Raw genomic sequence first — 18,180 nt, 5'->3', positions numbered from 1 at the left:
GATGTACCCAGACAACGAACTCAGCGCGCTGCAGGCCGGCCTGCAGCATGGGTTCGTCGACGCCGATCAGGTGACCACCACACGGCTGGCGCCGACGCTCATTGCCAACCGCGACGGCAACACCATGCTGCGCGCGCTGCGGCGCGAGCTGCGCATCGCAGACTCGTTCACGTTCTCAGTTGCGTTCGTGACTCCGGGTGCGATCGCGACGCTCAAGCAGGAGCTCATCGACTTCGAAGGTCGAGGCGTCATCATCACCTCTGACTACCTGCAGTTCAACAGTCCGCGGGCGTTTCGCGAGCTGCTCGCGCTGCCGAACATCACCACGTACATCTTCCAAGGTGATCGTGCGTCGAGTGCCCGGCGGCCGTTTCACGCCAAGGGCTACCTGTTTCGCCAGGGCGACATCACGACGGGCATCGTCGGCAGTTCGAACCTGACCCAGGCGGCGCTTGACGGCAACGTCGAATGGAACCTGCGCGTCTCAGCCCTGCACCACAGCGGCATCACGGCGATGCTCGACAGCGAACTCGAGGCGCAGCTGGCCGAGAGCATTCCGCTGACCGAATCGTGGGTCGACGAGTATGCGCGCACCTTCGTGCCCAAGCGAGTCGACGTCTTCTGGCCGGGCGATGCGCAGGTCGAGATCGAGCTGCCCGAAGCTGAGAATGCGCCCGATCAGACGCCGGCGCGGATGCCGGGGTCGGCGCCGTCGGTCAGGCCGGGGGAGCGAGCATGGCACGTCGTCGAACGTCTGCGACCCAACGCGATGCAGGCGCGTGCACTCGATGCGCTGCAGCGGCTGCGCGACGCGGGCGAGACTCGTGCCGTCGTCATCTCGGCGACCGGCACGGGCAAGACGCTGCTGTCTGCCTTCGACGTGCGTGCAGTGCACGAACACGAGTCTACGGGCTCCGGTCGCATGCTCTTCGTCGTGCATCGCGAACAGATTCTGCGCCGCGCGATGACCGAGTATCAGCAAGTGCTCGACGGTGACGCGCCAGATTTCGCCCTCTATGCCGGGCAGCACAAGAACGCTGCGGCCAGGTACGTCTTCGCCACAGTGCAGTCGCTGAACGCGGGTGACGCGTGGAGTCAGTTCGCGCCAGATGCCTTTGACTACATCGTGATCGACGAGGTGCATCGTTCTGCGGCGGGCAGCTACCAGCGCATCCTCGATCACTTCGCCCCGAAGTTCCTGCTCGGTATGACTGCCACGCCGGAGCGCACCGACGGCGCCGACATCTTTCGAGCGTTCGACTACAACACCGCCTACGAGATTCGCCTGAACGAGGCGCTCGAAACCGAGATGCTCTGCCCGTTCCACTATTACGGCGTCACCGAGTACCTCACGAACGCCGGCGAACTGGGCGACGATCCGAGCACATTGATGCGCCTCGCTGACTCGGAGCGTGCGCACTACATCCTGCGTCAGATCGAGCTGCACGCTCAGGCCGGCATCGCCCCCAAAGGCATCATCTTTTGCAGTCGCAACGCCGAGGCCGCGGCGCTCGCAGCCGAGTTCAATACGCACACCCTGGGCGGTCGGCCGCTGCGCACGGCTGCCGTGAGCGGACGCGACAATCAGCAGCGCCGCGACGAGCTCGTGCTCGATCTGCGCGAGGGACGCCTTGACTATCTGCTCACCGTCGACATCTTCAACGAGGGCATCGACATTCCCGAGGTCAACCAGATCATCATGCTGCGCCAGACGCAGTCGAGCATCGTGTTCGTGCAGCAGCTCGGTCGCGGGCTGCGCAAGGCGCCGGGCAAGGAGTACCTGGTGGTCGTCGACTTCATCGGCAACTATCAGAACAACTACATGATCCCGATCGCGCTCTTCGGCGACCGCTCACGCAATCGTGACGCCCTGCGCAAGCAGATGCGTCGGGCGATCAGCGAGGGCACACTCAGCGGGCTCTCGACGGTGAGCTTTGACAGAATCGCCGCCGAGCGGGTGCTCGCCTCAATCGACACCGCGCGCATCGATACCAAACGCCAGCTGCTCGACGCCTACCGCGAGCTGCGTGCACGTCAGGCTGAGCCGCCGCGGTTGGCTGACTTCGCCGAGGCCGGAGCGGTCGACCCAGTTGTGTTGGCGAACGGCTTCGAGAACTACGCTCGGCTGCTGACCGCGGCGCACGAAGAGGTGCCGGTGCTGCCGCCATGGCAGGATGCCGTGCTCACCTTCGTGACGAAAGAGTTGCTCAACGGGCGGCGGCGCGCCGAGCTCGTGGTGCTGCGTGACGCGCTCGCAAGGCTGCGCCATGATGCGGATGCGGTGGTTGACTTAGCCGACAGCGTTGCAGATTCGATAGGGCCTGGTAGGTCGGAACTGCGCGCACGTTCAGCGGGGCGCGTGCTCGACCTCAGCTTCTTCACGCAGGCCGAACGCAAGAAGTACAGCAGCCAGCCGTTGGTGATCGACGGCAAGGCGACTGACGACCTGACTGACGCTTATCTGGCCAACGGATTCTTCGCATCCGTCTTGGACGACATGATCGCGACCGGGCTGCTCGTCAACGCTCAGCGATATGTGGGCAGCTCTGATCTCGTGGTGGGGCAGAAGTACGGGCGCAAAGATGCGCTGCGGGTGCTCAACTGGGCGTCGAACGAAGCGAGCACGGTGTACGGGTACAAGGTCGACCCGGTGACTGCCACCTGCCCGATCTTCGTGACCTATCACAAGAGTGATGAGATCGCCGAGACCACTCGGTACGAAGACGCGTTCGTCGACGAGCGCACGTTCACCTGGTTCTCGAAGAGTCGGCGCACGTTGGAGTCGAAGGATGTGCGCCAGATTCTCGGCGGTGAGATCGCGCTGCATCTGTTCGTGAAGAAGAGTGATGCCGAGGGCACCGATTTCTACTACCTGGGACGTGTCACGACCGCGGCGGCCGAAGCACAGCAGCTCACGATGCCGGCTGAGAAGGGTGAAGTGTCGGTGGTTCGCACGACGCTGCACCTCGAGCATGCGGTCGATGCGGGGTTGTACGACTTCTTGACGTTGGGCGCGGCGGGGTGAAGTCTGCGGGCATCAGAGCGAACGATATCCTCTACTTCGGATGCCCGCAGAGGGGCACATCGTCAAACTTCAGACGTTGCGGGTGCAGGCGTCGTCGGCTTGCCCTCGACCAGCCAACGGGTGATGCCACCGGCAATCTGGTGCACATTCTGGTATCCGTACTCCTTGAGCTGGTCGACAACCGGGTCTGAACCGAATTCGCTGCCGCAGAACACGACGACGTCTTGATCGAGGTCGCCAGTCAGCTGAGCGATGCGCTCGTCAGAATCTGGATTCAGCACCTCGGCAGTGCGTGCCTTGTCGATGACAATTGCATCGTCGACGAGCCCCTGCTTACCGCGCGTGATCGGACCGCGCACGTCGATGAGCACAGCGCCATTCGCATGCCGCTCAACCGCCTCGTCAGGGGAGATGAGGTTACCGGGATTGTGGATCTTATGTTCTTCGGTGGCGTCAGTCATCGGGATACTTTCTGTTGTGAGCGCGTGCTGCTCCTGCGAGTCACGCTCGGCGATATTTGAGCACTCCTCGTGAGACACAAGCGAAACGAACCTCACGAGTTGAGTGAGCCTATTCAATGCCACTGAGATCTATTGGTCGGTTTTGTGACGAAATAATCCAACTCATTTGGTGCAGCATAAACCCGGCTGGTGGAATGAGCCGCGGCGCTTCGGCGCAAAGAACCGATTAGTACCCGATTTCCGAGGAAGTAGCATCCATGAACTCCAGCGTGACTCGTCGCGGCCTGCTTGCCCTAGCCGGCGTCGGTGTGACAGCACTCCTGCTCGCAGGCTGCGTCACTACAACGTCCACCAATGCATCCTCATCGTCAGACGGCGATCCAGTGCCCGGCGGCACTCTTGTGTATGGCACGAAGAGCGAGCCCGGCAACGGCGGCCTCGACCCGTTCTCGACGGCGGTGTACTCGAGTACGGCCATTCAGGCCCTGATTTATGACACTCTGCTCACCAAAGACAACGACGGCACGCTGCGACCGCTCATCGCCGAATCATGGACCACTAACGACGACAAAACCGAGTTCGTGTTCACCATCCGCGACGGAGCGACCTTCGCCGACGGTAGCCCGATCACGGTGGACGATGTCGCCTTCAGCTTCAACAAGGTGCGCGAATCAACACTGAGCAAGAAGAGCTACCTCACCGATCTGAAAGGGCTGACCACCGATGCGGTAGCCCGCACAGTCACGTTCACCTTCAATAAGTCAAACCCCGCCTTCTTGAACATCGTCTCTGATCGCAAGAGCTTCTTCATCGTCAGCCAGAACTGGTACGACACGACGAGCGAGCAGGACCGACAGAAGACCGCCAACGCATCCGGTGCCTTCAGCCTCGACCATTGGACGCAGGGCGTCGAGGTCGTGCTGACGAAGAACTCGAAGTACTGGGATCAGCCCAAGCCTTACCTCGACGGCATCACCTTCAAGGTCGTCCCCGACGAGAACACCCTGCTCACACAGCTGCAGAGCGGCCAGATCGATGCTGGCTGGTTCTGGAACTCCACTCTCGCGCAACAGGGCAAGGACAGTGGTCTGACCCTGGGCGAGCTGCAGAGCACCAGCACTCGCGTGCTGTACTTGAACTCTGAGGGTGCATTCAACGATGTGCGCGTGCGCCAGGCGTTCTCGAAGGCCGTCGATCGCGACCAGCTGGCCAAGGTCGGCGCACAGGGGTTCGGTGAGGTGTCCTTCGTCACCGAACCTACCCAGATCGGTGTCGATGCGCCGAACGACAGCACGCCGAACTACCAGCGTGACGTCGAAGGTGCCAAGCAGCTGCTCGCCGAGGCCGGCCAGACCAACCCTACGATCAGCCTGGTGTATCAGGCCGACTCGAACGATAAGTCCACTTGGGAACTGCTGAAGCAGCAGGCTGCCGAGGCCGGCATCACCGTCGACCTCCAGCCGGTCGAGTACTCACGCATCCAAGCGGTATTCACCTCAGGTGCTCCGTTCTTCGGCGACATCATCGCCGTACAGAACGTCGGCCGCCCCGACGTGGCTGGCGACTTCAACCAGTGGGTGCCCGAGAGCGCGAACCTGAACGCGTTCAAGGGCAGCACCCAGACCGCGCGTCTGCAGGAGCTGTTCGGCCAGCTGACGTCTGAGGCTGATGATCAGAAGCGCCTGCAGGTGGCCAACGACCTGAACCAGGAGATCGCGGAGCAGTCATTCATCGTCGTGGCCTATGCCACCCCGCTGTCTTACAGCCTATCGACGAGCAAGGTGCACGGTTACAGCCCCGATCCCTTCGATTCACGTACTTCTCTGCTGACCACATGGATTGGTCGCTGAACCGTCTGAACCCACCGCTGAGGCCTGAGGCTGGCCGCACGTCGAGATGGCTTGCGACCGACTCGGGCCTCGGCCCACGGCATCGCCGAGGAACTTCATGAAATACATCGTTCGCCGACTGGGCTCCAGTCTGGCCGTGCTGGTTCTACTCTCACTGCTGGCGTTCGGCATCGTGCGCCTCATGCCGGGCGACCCTGCCGCGGCATTCTTCGACAGTGACGGGCAGCCGTCCGCTGAAGACATCGCAGCGATTCATGCGAAGCTCGGCCTCGACAAGCCCTGGCCTGTGCAGTACCTCACCTGGATCGGAGGCATCCTTCGCGGTGACTTTGGCACCAGCATCTCGACGCCTTACAGCGTCAGCGAGCAGCTCGCCCAGCGACTGCCCGTCTCGCTTGAGCTTGCCGTCCTCGCCACCGTCCTCGCCTTCCTCATCGGCATTCCGGTGGGGGTCTGGGCAGCGCGTCACCGCGGTGGCCTCATCGACGGCGTGCTGCGTGTCGGCACATTCACCCTCATGTCGGTGCCGGCTTTCGTGCTCGGCGCCGTGTTGCTCATCGTCAACTCGGCCACGATCAAGCTCGTGCTCATCGGCTACCAGCCCTCGTCCGTGAATCCCGCTCTGCATCTGCAGATCATGTTCGTTCCGGCTCTGCTGCTCGGTCTGCAGGCCGCTGCGGTGCTCGCTCGCTACATTCGCGCCAGCATGGTCGACGAGTATGGGCAGGACTACGTGCGCACCTTGAGAGCGAAGGGGCTGAGCGACCGGCAGCTCAGCCGCCGACATGTGCTGCGCAACGGTCTGCTGCCGGTGACGACGGTCGGTGGTCTGGAGCTGGCCAACCTGGTCGGCGGAACCGTCGTCATCGAGCGTGTGTTCGCCTTGCCCGGCCTCGGCAGCCTGCTCGTGCAATCGATCTCCACCAACGACTACCCGACCATCCAGGCATCAATTCTGGTGATCGGCACCATTTACCTGCTCATCAACTTCGCCGTCGACATGCTGCATCCGGTGATCGATCCCCGATTGGCGGTGGCTGAATGACCACGACCGCTCAGCGTCCCCGCACGCGCACCCGACGTTTCGAGATCGGCTGGGAGGTTATCGTCGCAACTGTCATCATCGCCGTCATCGCGGTGGCCGGCCTGATCGTCTGGCTGCTGCCCGGCCTCGATTCCTACGCGACGACCGCCGATCCGTTCCTCAGCCCGTCGGCCCAGCACCTGTTAGGGACCGACAACATCGGCCGCGACAGCTTCACGCGACTTGCGTCGGCATCGCTCACCAGCCTCCTGATCTCGTTGAGTGCGACCGTGATCGCGGGCGTCATCGGGGTCACAGTCGGGTTCACCGCTGCCTATCTCGAAGGGCCGGTCGCGAGTGTGATCATGCGCTTCGTCGATGTCGGCCTGGCGATTCCCGGCATCCTGCTCGCGCTGACCATCCGCGTGATCCTAGGGGCGGGAACGCCCACGCTCATCCTTTCGCTCGGCGTGCTCTTCGCACCCAGCATCGCCCGAATCGCCTACGGGGCGGCCCATGAGATTCGTCACCGCGCCTATGTGCAGGCAGCCGAACTCGACAACGTGTCGGGGGTCACGATCGTCGTGCGACATTTACTGCCGAATGCGGCGACCCCCGTCTCGGTGCAGCTGGCAGCTACCGCGGCGGCGGCGGTCGCTCTTGAAGCTGCGCTGAGCTATCTCGGCCAGGGTATCCAGCCACCGAACCCTTCGATCGGACAGATGGTGCAGGAGTTCGGTCAGTACATTCAGTCGGCACCGCTGTTGTTCGTCGGCCCGATCATCTCGCTCGTCCTCATGTCGGTGGCGTGGAACCTGCTCAGCGACGGGCTGCGCCGCGGGGCCAACGCCAGGTCAATCCGCGAGTAACTCGTTTCAGAAAGGTCATTATCATGAGCACATCCGTTGAGGTCCTCACGCGTGTGACGCCCGATCTGGTGCAGCGGCTGCGCGAGATCGACGACCCGGTGGCCGTCGTGACCGGCGCGAGCAGTGGCATCGGGCGATCCATCGCACTGAACCTCGCCGCAGACCATGCGGTGGTCGCGATCGCGCGCAGTACCGAACGGCTTGCGGCACTGGCAGTCGATGCCGAAGCCGCGGGGCGTATCCTGCCGCTGTCGCTCGATCTGACGCCGGTTGATGCCCTGCAAGAGGCCGTGGCTGCGCTGCCCCGCGTTGACGTGCTCGTTCACGACGCGGCGATTTCTGAGCGCAGCACCCTCGAAGATGCCACCGTCGACGACTGGCAGCGAGTTCTGAGCACGAACGTCATCGCCCCGGCCGAGCTGACCCGCGCTCTGCTGCCGCAGATTCGTGCCGCCGAGGGCACCGTGGTGTTCATCAGCTCTGGCGCGGCGCGGAGAGCGGTGCCCTATCTAACGATCTACTCTGCCTCGAAACACGCCCTGCTCGCGCTCGCAGACGGGCTGCGTCGGGAGGAGGCTGCGCACGGCGTTCGCGTGGCTACCGTCGCCCCGGGGCCGACAGAGACCCCGCTCGCGCACGTGAGAGATGACTATCCAGTGATCGAGCCGCAGGATGCCCCATCGCATCCCGAGTCGGTGGCCGCGGCCGTCCGCTTCGTCATCGAGGCCCCGGCAGATTCACAGTTCACCGAGCTCTGGGTGCGTCCGCGACGATAGTCGTCGACTCGCACGCACAGCACAGCACAGCACGAGAGAAAGGCACGGGCAGTTCGGCCCAGGGTACAGATATGAGAGTAGCCATCATCGGCGGTGGCCCCCGCGGAACCTCAGTGATCGAGCGGCTCATCGCCAGAGCGAACGACCCGAATTTTGCGCTCACTCGACTCGCGAGAGATGACGGGCACGCGCCCGAGCTACACATCGACATCTTCGACCCGTATCCGATCGGGGCCGGGCAGGTCTGGCGCAACGACCAGAGCCCATGGTTCATCAACAACACGAGTGCCCGCAACAACACGCTGTACACCGACGCCGAGGTACCGCTCGACGGCGGCCCCGTCGTGACCGGCCCTTCGGTCGCCGAATGGGCCGAGCAGATCGCGCCTGCACTGCCACTTGCCGACGATCCTGACTTCGCCCGCGAACTGCGTGATGTGTCCCCCTGGCATAAGCCATCACGGCGCCTGCAGGGCGAGTACTTCCACTGGGTCTTCGAGCAGGTACGGGCACAGGCACCCGATTGGGTGCACATCACCACGCATCGCGCTACAGTCACCGACGTCAGGGGCACCGGCATCGATCCGCAGGTGTTGACCTACCTCCCCACTGATGCCGACCAAACGCAGACTCTGCTCGCCGACGTGGTCGTCTCGGCACAGGGGTTCGTGCCTGACCGTCTGGCCGATGACTCCGTCGACGGCACTGCGCTACCTGCTCGCCTGGCCGCTGACCTGCCGCTCGAACGCATCCCGGCCGGTGCATCCGTCGCCGTATCCGGCCTCGGGGCGACGTTCTTCGATTTCATCGGCACCTTCTTTGAAGGGCGCGGCGGCCGTTTCGAGCGCGACGCCGAAGGCACGCTGATCTACCATCCTTCCGGTCGCGAACCACGCATGTTCGCAGGGTCGCGCTCAGGCCTCCCGCACCGCAGCCAGCGGCTCAACGGCCCTGACCAGTATGCAGCGCCGAGTATCCCGCTGTTCGCCCCGGAGGCGACGGCGGCCCTCATCGAGGAGCACCGTAATCGGCATGACCTCACCTTCGTTGACGATCTTTGGCCGGCATTCTTGGCGCAGGCCGGGACGGTGTTCCGCACCCGTGCCGAGCACTTGGGCCTCGACGTCGATTTCGAATGGGAGCGTTTGGTAGACCCCACACTCGGCCGTGACTTCGCGAACGCCGACGAATGGAACGCCTTCATCGAGGAGCATTTCATCCGGGAGTTCATTAGTCTGAGCGCCCCCGATGCGAGCCCCTGGACCGGCGTTCACCAGCTCGCCGGTCACCTTCGCGCACTCACCGAGCGTGCTCGCATCGCGGGGGTATTCACCTCCGAAGCCGAGCAGCGCTACATCGAGCGCGATCTGCTTCCTGCGGCGAACATCCTGGCCAGCGGGCCGCCGTCGTTCCGCTTCGAACGACTCGCGGCACTGCGCCGTCAGGGATTTGTGCAGTTGATCGGCCCAGAACTTCGGGTACGCGCCGAAGATGACGGCTATACGGCGTGGTCACCACGTGTGGCCGGCAGTGAGGTGCATGCGCAGTACTGGCTCGCTGGCCATCAGGCGTGGGGCACACTCAGCAAGACCGAGGACGCCCTGCTGGCAGGGTGGCTTCAGCGTGGTGAGGCCACCCTCGCCCCACTCGGGTGGCCGGCAGATGCGCGCAATGTGCATTCGCTCGCCGTTACTCCGCAGAGGCTGCATCCGATCACCGAGGATGGCACGGTGCTCACCCAGCGCGTGGTCATCGGCTGCGTGGCTGGGCAGTATCAGCCCGGCGCAGGGCAGGCCGCAGTGCCGCACTCCGGCGGGTCATTCCTTGCAGGCACCGACATCGCGGCCCAAGTGGTCTGGGAGAGATTGATCGATCAGCCTCATGCCGCCGAAAACGCCGGAATCGCCGAGAGCAATTCTCTGGTGTAGTCGCTGCGAGGCTCGGTGAAGACGCGCTCAGTGCTGCCGGAATCAACGACGCGGCCTTGGTGCATCACCGCAGTCTCGTGGGCGATGCGACGAGCGACCGCGAGATCGTGGGTGATGAAGAGGTAACTCACGCCGAGGTCGGCCTGCAGCTGGGCGAGCAGATCGAGCACCTGGCGCTGCACAAGCACGTCGAGCGCAGAGATCGGCTCGTCACAGATCACGATTTTCGGGTTGGTGATCAGTGCCCGGGCGATCGCCACGCGCTGTTTCTGCCCACCGCTGAGTTCACGTGGGATGCGGTCGGCATGTTCCGGGCCGAGACCGACGGCGGCGAGCGCCTCGGCGACCACCTCATCGGGCCTGCCACTGGTATCGATGCCTAGGCTGCGCAGCGGCTCGAGTAGCGAAGCAGCGACTGATCGGGTCGGGTTCAGCGACGCACCGGGGTCTTGGAACACGGCCCGCACATCACGGCGATAGCGAGCACGATCAGTGCGAGAGGTGTTCTGGATGTTCGTGCCGTCGATCAGAACCTCGCCGCTCATCGGGCCGTGCAGCAGCTGCAACACAGCGCGGGTCACCGTGGTTTTGCCCGAACCGGATTCTCCGACGAGCGCCAGGGTCTTTCCTGGTGCGATGCTCAGTGAAACCTCCTGCAGCGCTGGCGCGGAGGCCCGCGGATACGTGTAGGTGAGGTCGCGCACATCGAGCAGTGAACGGGCGGCACTCTCGCCTGCGGACGCGGCTGCCACCTCGGCGACCGGCACCTGGGTGACCGGGACATCGGTCACCGCGGCGACGAGCGCCTTCGTGTACGCCTGCATTGGGTGAGTGAACACGGTCGATGACTCACCGGTCTCAACGACGACGCCGTCATGCAGCACAACCACCCGATGGGCCCGCTCGGCGGCCAGGCGCAGATCATGGGTGATCAGTAGGATCGCCGTGCCCGTCTCATTCTGAATGGTATGCAGCCGGTCGAGGATACGGCGCTGCACCGTCACGTCGAGTGCAGAGGTTGGTTCATCGGCGATGAGCAGTTTCGGAGCGTTGGCCGTGCCAATGGCGATGAGCACGCGCTGTCGCTGCCCGCCTGAGAGTTGGTGCGGATAGCGTTCGGCGAGTTCTGCAGGCTCGTTCAGTCCAGCATTCTCGAGTGCGGCGAGCGAACGCTCACGAGCTTCGTGTGATGAGATGCGCTGATGCAGCGTGATGACTTCTTCGACCTGGCGGCCAGTACGGTAGAGCGGGTCGAGGTTGGACAGAGGATCTTGCGGGACCAACCCGAGGGCTGAGCCGCGTAACTGCCGCCACTGAGTCTCCGTGGCTGCAGACAGATTTTGACCATCGAGCTCAATGCCTCCACTACTGACGGTCAGTGTGCTCGGCAGCAGACCCAGAACGGCGTTCGCGAGGGTCGTTTTACCTGATCCCGAGGCACCGACGACAGCGAGGGTCTCCCCGTGAGCGATGCTTAGCGACACCCCTCGCAAAAGCTGCTGTTCGGGGTCGTGCGTAAGAGAGACAGAAAGATCGTTGACGTCGAGCACCATGAGAATCATCGTGGTGCAATGGTCGACTTTGTGCGAGTTGATCTGTCACAATTCGTTGCGCAGCACCCATTCGAGTGTGGCGAGGTGCAACCGCTCTGTCTCAACGGCATCATCGACCCTTCGCTCTTGCAGGGCATGGGCGATACGCAGATGGACGTCATTGTTGGTGGCACGGGTACAAGTGGTGGACGGAACCTGCTGGAGTAACTCTACGACCTGGTTCCAGACCTCAGCTGTGGGGTCCACCAGATGTTTGAGGCCGCTCAGACGCACGAGGGCAAGATGGAATCGAGCATCTTCGCTTCGGCAGAAGGCAACATCGGAGCCAGCGATCTGCCTTTGGTGTTCGTACAGAGCGGCGACTCGGTTGTCGAGGTCGTGTGCTGCTGCGAGCTGTATGATTGCACCGATCTGGACTACGCGCAGCGTCGACACCAGCTCGGCCACCTGATCGAGAAGTGGCGACTCTGCGAGATTTCGCTGGGTATCGTGGTCTTGAGTGCTCTGACTGAATGCGGGCTTTGGCCCGTGGCGAGCAACCTTGGACGAGGCAGAATGTGGTGCGGCTCGCAGTTCTTGCGGAAGATCTTCGCAGACGAACGTGCCCCCGTACCGTCCCCGGCGAGTCTCGACGTATCCGAGCTGCGAAAGTGCACGAATGGCTTCGCGCAGAGTGTCTCGACTGACCCCCATGCTTTTGGCAAGCTCACGTTCCGGTGGGAACCGCTGACCGGGAGCTATTTCGCCACGTTCTACTACTGAGAGTATGCCGCGGATCACTGTGTCACGAGTCGGCTTGACTCGATCAAATGCGATGGCAAACGGCTCAACTGCCCGATGGAGTGCCCCAGCTCCCGGCACACTGGACATGAGACTCCTCTCAACGGCTGAGAACTCTCGTACCGACATGTGAGAGATTAGCCATTACTGTACTGACAACAATGTCAGATCGGTGGCCTGTGTGTCGACATGCTCCAGCGCGAGACACGACAGTAGGCAGACAGGATAGCTGCCATCTGTCCGCACCAAGAAGCCTTCGTAGACGAACGCACCTTCTCCTAGCTCTCAAAGGGTCAGCAGACAACGGAATCAAGAAGTGCGCGCCCGATTCGGGGCAGTGAGAACGCACTGGTTCTCGACCACTCGATCGATGCGGGCTGTACGACCTCTTGACGTTGGAGCTGCGGGGTGAAGTCTGGGGCTAGCCCGGCAATGTCTCGGGGCCAGCGGTCTCAGCAGTGTCGCTGCCACCCTCCCACCGCACCGCATAACTCAGCTCCGCGAACCGTCCGATCTGGCGTGTGCCCATCAGCTCGAGTTCGCGCCAGCTCAGCGCTCGCGGCAGAAACGGTTTGCCCTGCGCCAGCGTCGCCGGTGTGATCGTGACGATGATCTCGTCGAGCGCCCCAGCATCAACGAACTGCCCGGCGAGCTCGCCACCGCCCACCACCCAGATGTCGTGATCGTCTGCGGCCTCGGAGATCGCTGCGAGATGCCGCCCGACTTCGCCAGAGATCAAGCGGATGTCGGCGCCGGGAACGAGCGGAAGCCCGCGTGACGAGAACACGAAGGTCGGGCGCTCGCCGTAGAACTCCTGCCAGCGTTCCGGATGATTCAGCAGATCATTCTCGCGCAGCATCCACTCATAGGTCGCCGAGCCCTCGACCAGCACGCCGACACGTTCCATGAAGGCGTCGGCTGCGCCGAGTGCGTCATCCTGCGGCACTTGGAGCAGCCAGTCGAGGGAGTCGTCGGTCGACGCGAGAAAGCCGTTGAGCGTCGAGGCAGCGTAATAAGTGATCTGGGGCATGGATCCATTCTGCTATATCAACACATACTCAGCGTCTGATAAATTCATCACCATGCGCGACGCTTTCAGCAGTTCGCACTAGGGGGTCGAATTCGTGCCAACGTCATCGCTCAAGCTGCCGAAGATGCTGTTACGCGGAGTCCTGTGCGTGCTTCCTCTATTGAGCGCCACAGCGCTGACCTTATATCTGAATGGAGCCACACGGCCAGCAGTCATCGTAGAGCTGTTTGCTGCTGACGTCATTTGGGTCTCTATCGTGACAATCTCTCTCGTCGTCAACCGACGTGGCTTGGGAATTATTTCAACCTGGAAGCTGATATTCGTTGACGCGATTCCCATTGTCGTCAGGCGTCTTGTAAGCAATGAGATCGCTGCCTTGCTGTCGGTGACACGAACGGCGCTCCGGCTTCCTGCGCGTGTACCCCGTCGAGCTTATGTTCTTAGGCCACCAAAGACAGGGGTGGTTCTTCCGATTTTTCTTGGCATGCTGGTCGTCGAGGGCGGTATCCTACATGTCGTATTCAGCCGATGGCCTGTCGCTCAAGCTGTTTTGGCCTTCTTGCATATTTACGCAGTTATCTTTGCGCTGGGGCTCTTGGTCCTTCCAAAGCAGTTCCCACACTATGTAGATGGTCAAACACTGATCTTGCGCTCGGGGCATCGTCTGGCAACGAAGTTCGACTTTTCTCAAGTTGAATCAGTGCAACAAGTCATGGACATCTCGACATTGAAAGACTCGGTCGAAGGAGGAGTTGCGCGGTTCCCCGGACCAGATGGTTGTTCAATCGCGATCAGGCTGAAAGAGCCGGTAACCTGCAGCTTGACGGGCATCTTCCAGACGACGACTCAGGAGGTCACGGAAGTGCGGTTGGCAAGTCGTGATTCGGAGGCGGTGGAAGAGCTCCTACGCCTAACGCAAAAATAGGTGAACGTATTCTATTCTAGCCGATTCGAGATCACCCGTGCGTAAGATACATTTGGCACGAACGAGCGGCAGCAGTGCAGTCCGCATAACAGGATCGGCACGGCACTGCGTCTTGACCGACAACGCCACAGAGTTCCTGAGGCGGCTCAACAGCTTACGTATGAGCTGCGCCGGCCGACTGCACAGTTGGACGAGCTCGACGCAGACAAGCTGCATTTCGGCGAAGTCATCCGCGACTCCGATTCCTCACCAGCCGCGTCCACATCCTCACGCAGACTGACATCCCCTGACCTGCTGCACAGGATCGAGCGGAGTCTCAGGACTCTTTCCCGCAACGCGAGCGCTGGGGCTCTGCGGTCGTTCAGGCAGTGGCTCCCGTCACGAGCGTTGTCGGCAGCACACGGTGCTGCGCCGGAGTGGTGCCGGCATCTTCAGTCGACTGTGTGCGCTGCGTTCTGCGGCTTGCGGCAGCGAGCTCGACAAGTAGCTCTGCGGATGTGACGCCGACCTGATACATCGGCTGTCTGATCGCTGTCATAGCGGGCAGTCCGAGCCCGAGATCGACGAGGTCATCGACGGCCACGACCGCCAGTTCATCGGGCACTCGCACGCCGGCATGCACTGCGGCAGAGACGATCCCGCTGCCTACGAGCGCGTTGTACGCAATGACTGCAGTCGCGCCGGTCGCCCGAATCTCAGGCAGGACCTTCGCGCCGGCCACGGCCTTCGGCGGCACAGGTCCCAGGCGGGTGACCGCAGCCGCATGCTGATCGAGGTGCTGACGAATGGTCGCGTATCGGGCGTCATCGTATCGCGAGCCCGCGGGGCCACCCAGGTAGACCAGATTGCGGTGCCCGCGCATGAGCAGCCATGAACAGAGCTCGGCGAGGCCGGCGTGCACGTCCACCGCGACCGAAGCCACGCCCGGTACCTGGGCGTTGATGGTGACCAGGGGCATGACCGCCGCATGCGCTGCGATCACTTCGTCGGCTGACCGTGGGCTCGCCGTGATCACCCCGTCAACACGGCCACGCAGACGTGTGAGTATGTGTGCTTCGCGTGCGGCCTCACCGTGAGAGTCGGCCACCAGCAGCTCGAATCCTGCTTGCTCCAGCGTCGCCTGCACTGCGGTGATGATAGGGCTGAAGTAGCTGTTCGAGAGGCTGGGCACGACGAGGCCGATGAGCCCGGTCAGGCCTGTGGCAAGAGCTCGTGCAGCACCATTCGGAACATAGCCGAGTTCGTCTGCCGCTCGGATGACCCGATCTGCTGTGGCCGGGCTGACCTTGTCGGGTCGTGCGAACACACGTGAGACTGTGGCCGTCGAGACGCCTGCGTGCGTCGCGACATCGTGCAGCGTCACCATCGACAGGGCTCCTTTCGCAGACGGCAGACCGTCAGCAGCGCTGTGCACAGGAGTGCAGCGTCCGACCGCGCTATCATAGCCTCATCATAGTAATGCAAGCGCTTGCATTGCGGCTCGTTCTCTTGGCAGGCTCTGCCACGAGCCGCTCGAGGAGGATCCATGCCCGGTAACACCACCAAGACCTCGACGCCCGTTCGCAGACGGTCGCGGCCACTCTTTGACATCGTCGGGAACGGGTCGACCCCTGTTCGCGAACTGATCGCAGGCCTGAGCATGTTCCTGGCCACGGCATACACCGTCGTCGTGATTCCCGGCATGCTGGAAGACGCCGGGCTGCCCGTGGCCGCAATCACCACGTGCGTCATCACCGTGATCATTCTCGGCACGGCGGCCATGGGCGTCTTCGGCAACCTTCCGATGGTGCTGGCTCCTGGCTTGGGCGGCGTGTCTCTGGTCGCCTACACCCTCGTGCTTGACGGACAGATCGAGTACCCAGTGGCCATGGGCATGGTGTTCTGGTCGGGCGTCGTTTTCCTGTTGCTCACCCTCTTCGGCATCCGCAGCCTGGTGACGCGCATCATACCCGCCTCGATTCGACTCGCCATCGGCCCGGCGATCGGCCTGTTCATCGCATTCGTCGGCTTTCGGTCAGCCGGGCTGGTGGTTCCGGGCAAGTCATCATTGAAGCTCGGCGATCTTGGCAGCCCGGCAGCTCTTCTGACGCTTGCCGCGGTCGTGGTGCTCATCGCTCTGGTCGCGCGCAGAGTTCCGGGCGCATTCATCATCGTCATCGTCGCCGCCACCTTGGTGGGCATTCCTCTGGGGCTCACTCAGCTGCACGGCTCCGCGTTTTCGCTGCCGCAGTTCGACGGCTCACTGCTCTTCCACATCGACTTGGTCACGTCGCTGTCGCCGCACTACCTGCCCTATCTCTTCGCCTTCTTCGCATCGGAGTTCTTCTCGACGACCGGTGTGATCATGACGGTCACCGATCATCTGGGCCGTGCGAAGCATCCGGGCAGCCCAGCACTGGTCGACCCGAAGCGGGCATTTCTCGTCGACTCGTCGACGATCATCGGCGGTTCGCTCTTCGGCGCCCCGTCAGTCACCACATATGCAGAGTCCACTGCTGGTGCAGAGGCCGGCGGTCGCACGGGTGCGTCGTCACTCTGGACGGCAGCGTGCTTCTTGGTGCTGCTGTTCGCCACGCCGCTGGCGGCGGCGATTCCCGCTGCGGCCACCGCACCTGTTGTGATCGTGGTCGGGCTCAAAATCCTCTCAGGTTTTCGCCGCATCTCGACCGACGACCTCACCGAGCTGATTCCCGCCGCCATGGTGCTCGCATGCACGATCTTCTGGGGCAACTTCGGAACGGGCATCGCAGCTGGACTGCTGTGCTTCGTACTGGTCAAAGTGCTTGCCGGCAAGTGGCGTGACGTTCACCCCGGCATGTGGGTCATGGCTCCCTTCCTCGTCTACTTCTTCATCGCTGTCGCGTAGAAAAGAGCTCTCGAATGCCGTCTCTGATCGATCTGCACATTCACCTGCCCGGCACAGTTCGTGCCGCCACGCTGCAGGAGCTCGCTGACAAGAACAGCGTCGCGCTGCCCCTCCCGGCTGCCGACCTGTACCCACGCATCAATTCCGACCCGACCGAGGCCGAGAGATCACACGGACCGTGGTTTCCGCTGCTGCGCGTCTACGAGCTGATCTCTGACAGCCTCCAGACCCGTGAAGACTTCGCGCGTGTCGTCTTCGAAGCGCTCGAAGACGGTCAGCGTGACAGCGACCTCTGCTATGCCGAGCTGGCGTTCAGCCCGTCAGTGCACATGCAGAACGGTGTCGCCTACGGCGAGATGGCCGCCGGTATCGCCGATGGGCTGTCGCGCGCTCGTAGCGAACTCGGAGTCGACGGGCGGGCGATCGCGGCGGTCAACCGCGAAGACACAGCAGCTGTCGCCGAACAGATGGTTCAGACCGTCATCGACAACCCCAGCGATGACATCGTCGGCATCGGACTCGACTTCTACGAGCTCGCAGGCTTTCCTGAGAAATTCGCCGCAGCCTTTCAGCTGGCCGGCCGCCACGGGCTGCACCGGACAGCTCATGCCGGAGAGCATGCGCCGACTGCGGCGACGGTCGCGACCGCTCTTGACGTTCTGGGCTGCGATCGTATCGACCACGGGTATCAGATCCTGCGTGATCCCCAGTTGGTCGAACGGTGCGCCGAGCAGGGAACGATCTTCAACATCGCGTTCACGACGTCGCGACGAGCCCTGCTGCAGTGGCGCCGTGAGTCTGTTGCTGGAATGGTCGCCGGGGGGCTGCACGTGACGGTGAACTCCGATGACCCATCCCTCTTTCCGACGACGCTGCGGCGTGAGATGAAGATCGCCGCCGAGGTGATACCAGACAAAGATCAGAGCTGGCTGCTGAACAACTCCGTCAACGCGACGTTCCTCGATGCAGAGGACAAGAGCGAGCTGCGCGCTCGGGTCTTCGGCGACTGACCGTCCGCCTCTGCAAGGATGGGATCACAAGACGGCTGAATTGCCCGGAGGCCAGGCTCACGGCGTACGTGTGTGGGCCCAGA

The 18,180-nt window shown here is 62.8% G+C and carries 14 protein-coding genes; 9 read left to right on the top strand and 5 right to left on the bottom strand.

From position 1 onward, the window contains the following. The first annotated feature begins 1 nt into the window (after position 1). A complete protein-coding gene (locus tag F8O09_RS09230; RefSeq protein ID WP_158055089.1) occupies positions 2–3,025 on the top strand; it encodes a DEAD/DEAH box helicase in 3,024 nt (1,007 codons plus the stop codon). 62 nt (positions 3,026–3,087) lie between these two features. On the opposite strand, the gene F8O09_RS09225 is transcribed toward F8O09_RS09230, so the two are convergent. Next, the gene (locus F8O09_RS09225; protein WP_158031932.1) at positions 3,088–3,486 is read right to left on the bottom strand and encodes a rhodanese-like domain-containing protein; all 399 of its coding nucleotides are present in this window, start codon (positions 3,484–3,486) and stop codon (positions 3,088–3,090) included. Positions 3,487–3,743: 257 nt separating this feature from the next. Between F8O09_RS09225 and F8O09_RS09220 the strand changes: the two genes are divergently transcribed. The 5 genes from F8O09_RS09220 (at position 3,744) to F8O09_RS09200 (ending at position 9,933) form a co-directional block, all read left to right on the top strand. Further along, positions 3,744–5,336 carry an ABC transporter substrate-binding protein gene (locus F8O09_RS09220; protein WP_158055087.1) on the top strand — a complete coding sequence of 531 codons (1,593 nt, stop codon included), beginning with the start codon at positions 3,744–3,746 and terminating at the stop codon, positions 5,334–5,336. Positions 5,337–5,433: 97 nt separating this feature from the next. Then, positions 5,434–6,381, top strand: coding sequence for an ABC transporter permease (locus tag F8O09_RS09215; RefSeq protein ID WP_192496744.1), 948 nt, complete (start codon positions 5,434–5,436; stop codon positions 6,379–6,381). Then, positions 6,378–7,229 carry an ABC transporter permease gene (locus F8O09_RS09210; protein ID WP_158055085.1) on the top strand — a complete coding sequence of 284 codons (852 nt, stop codon included), beginning with the start codon at positions 6,378–6,380 and terminating at the stop codon, positions 7,227–7,229. Before F8O09_RS09215 ends, F8O09_RS09210 begins: the two co-directional genes overlap by 4 nt. 23 nt (positions 7,230–7,252) lie before the next feature. Then, complete coding sequence (locus tag F8O09_RS09205) at positions 7,253–8,005, top strand: SDR family oxidoreductase (RefSeq protein WP_158055084.1); 753 nt, start codon at positions 7,253–7,255, stop codon at positions 8,003–8,005. A gap of 71 nt (positions 8,006–8,076) precedes the next feature. Beyond that, on the top strand, positions 8,077–9,933 hold the full coding sequence (locus tag F8O09_RS09200) for an FAD/NAD(P)-binding protein (protein WP_158055083.1): 1,857 nt from the start codon (positions 8,077–8,079) through the stop codon (positions 9,931–9,933). Here F8O09_RS09200 and F8O09_RS09195 read toward each other — a convergent pair. The 3 genes from F8O09_RS09195 to F8O09_RS09185 form a co-directional block, all read right to left on the bottom strand. After that, positions 9,885–11,486: a dipeptide ABC transporter ATP-binding protein gene (locus F8O09_RS09195; protein WP_225732997.1), complete on the bottom strand. Its 1,602-nt coding sequence runs from the start codon at positions 11,484–11,486 to the stop codon at positions 9,885–9,887. The genes F8O09_RS09200 and F8O09_RS09195 overlap by 49 nt on opposite strands. A 45-nt stretch (positions 11,487–11,531) precedes the next feature. Beyond that, positions 11,532–12,356: a FadR/GntR family transcriptional regulator gene (locus F8O09_RS09190; protein ID WP_192497642.1), complete on the bottom strand. Its 825-nt coding sequence runs from the start codon at positions 12,354–12,356 to the stop codon at positions 11,532–11,534. 331 nt (positions 12,357–12,687) lie between these two features. After that, a complete protein-coding gene (locus F8O09_RS09185; protein WP_158055080.1) occupies positions 12,688–13,296 on the bottom strand; it encodes a dihydrofolate reductase family protein in 609 nt (202 codons plus the stop codon). 124 nt (positions 13,297–13,420) lie between these two features. Here F8O09_RS09185 and F8O09_RS09180 point away from each other — a divergent pair, with 124 nt between their 5' ends. Next, complete coding sequence (locus F8O09_RS09180) at positions 13,421–14,221, top strand: hypothetical protein (RefSeq protein WP_158055079.1); 801 nt, start codon at positions 13,421–13,423, stop codon at positions 14,219–14,221. A 361-nt stretch (positions 14,222–14,582) separates the two neighbouring features. Here F8O09_RS09180 and F8O09_RS09175 read toward each other — a convergent pair whose 3' ends face one another. Further along, positions 14,583–15,587, bottom strand: a complete 1,005-nt coding sequence (locus tag F8O09_RS09175; RefSeq protein ID WP_158055078.1) for a LacI family DNA-binding transcriptional regulator — start codon at positions 15,585–15,587, stop codon at positions 14,583–14,585. Between the two features lie 159 nt (positions 15,588–15,746). Between F8O09_RS09175 and F8O09_RS09170 the strand changes: the two genes are divergently transcribed. Further along, on the top strand, positions 15,747–17,087 hold the full coding sequence (locus tag F8O09_RS09170; protein WP_158031921.1) for an NCS2 family permease: 1,341 nt from the start codon (positions 15,747–15,749) through the stop codon (positions 17,085–17,087). Positions 17,088–17,101: 14 nt separating this feature from the next. Next, positions 17,102–18,097 carry an adenosine deaminase family protein gene (locus F8O09_RS09165; protein WP_158055077.1) on the top strand — a complete coding sequence of 332 codons (996 nt, stop codon included), beginning with the start codon at positions 17,102–17,104 and terminating at the stop codon, positions 18,095–18,097. Positions 18,098–18,180: the final 83 nt, after the last annotated feature.

This window comes from Pseudoclavibacter sp. CFCC 11306, assembly GCF_008831235.1.
Classification (GTDB): domain Bacteria; phylum Actinomycetota; class Actinomycetes; order Actinomycetales; family Microbacteriaceae; genus Pseudoclavibacter_A.
Note: the sequence above shows the minus strand (reverse complement) of the source record. Positions and strands in the feature narration are given on the sequence as shown.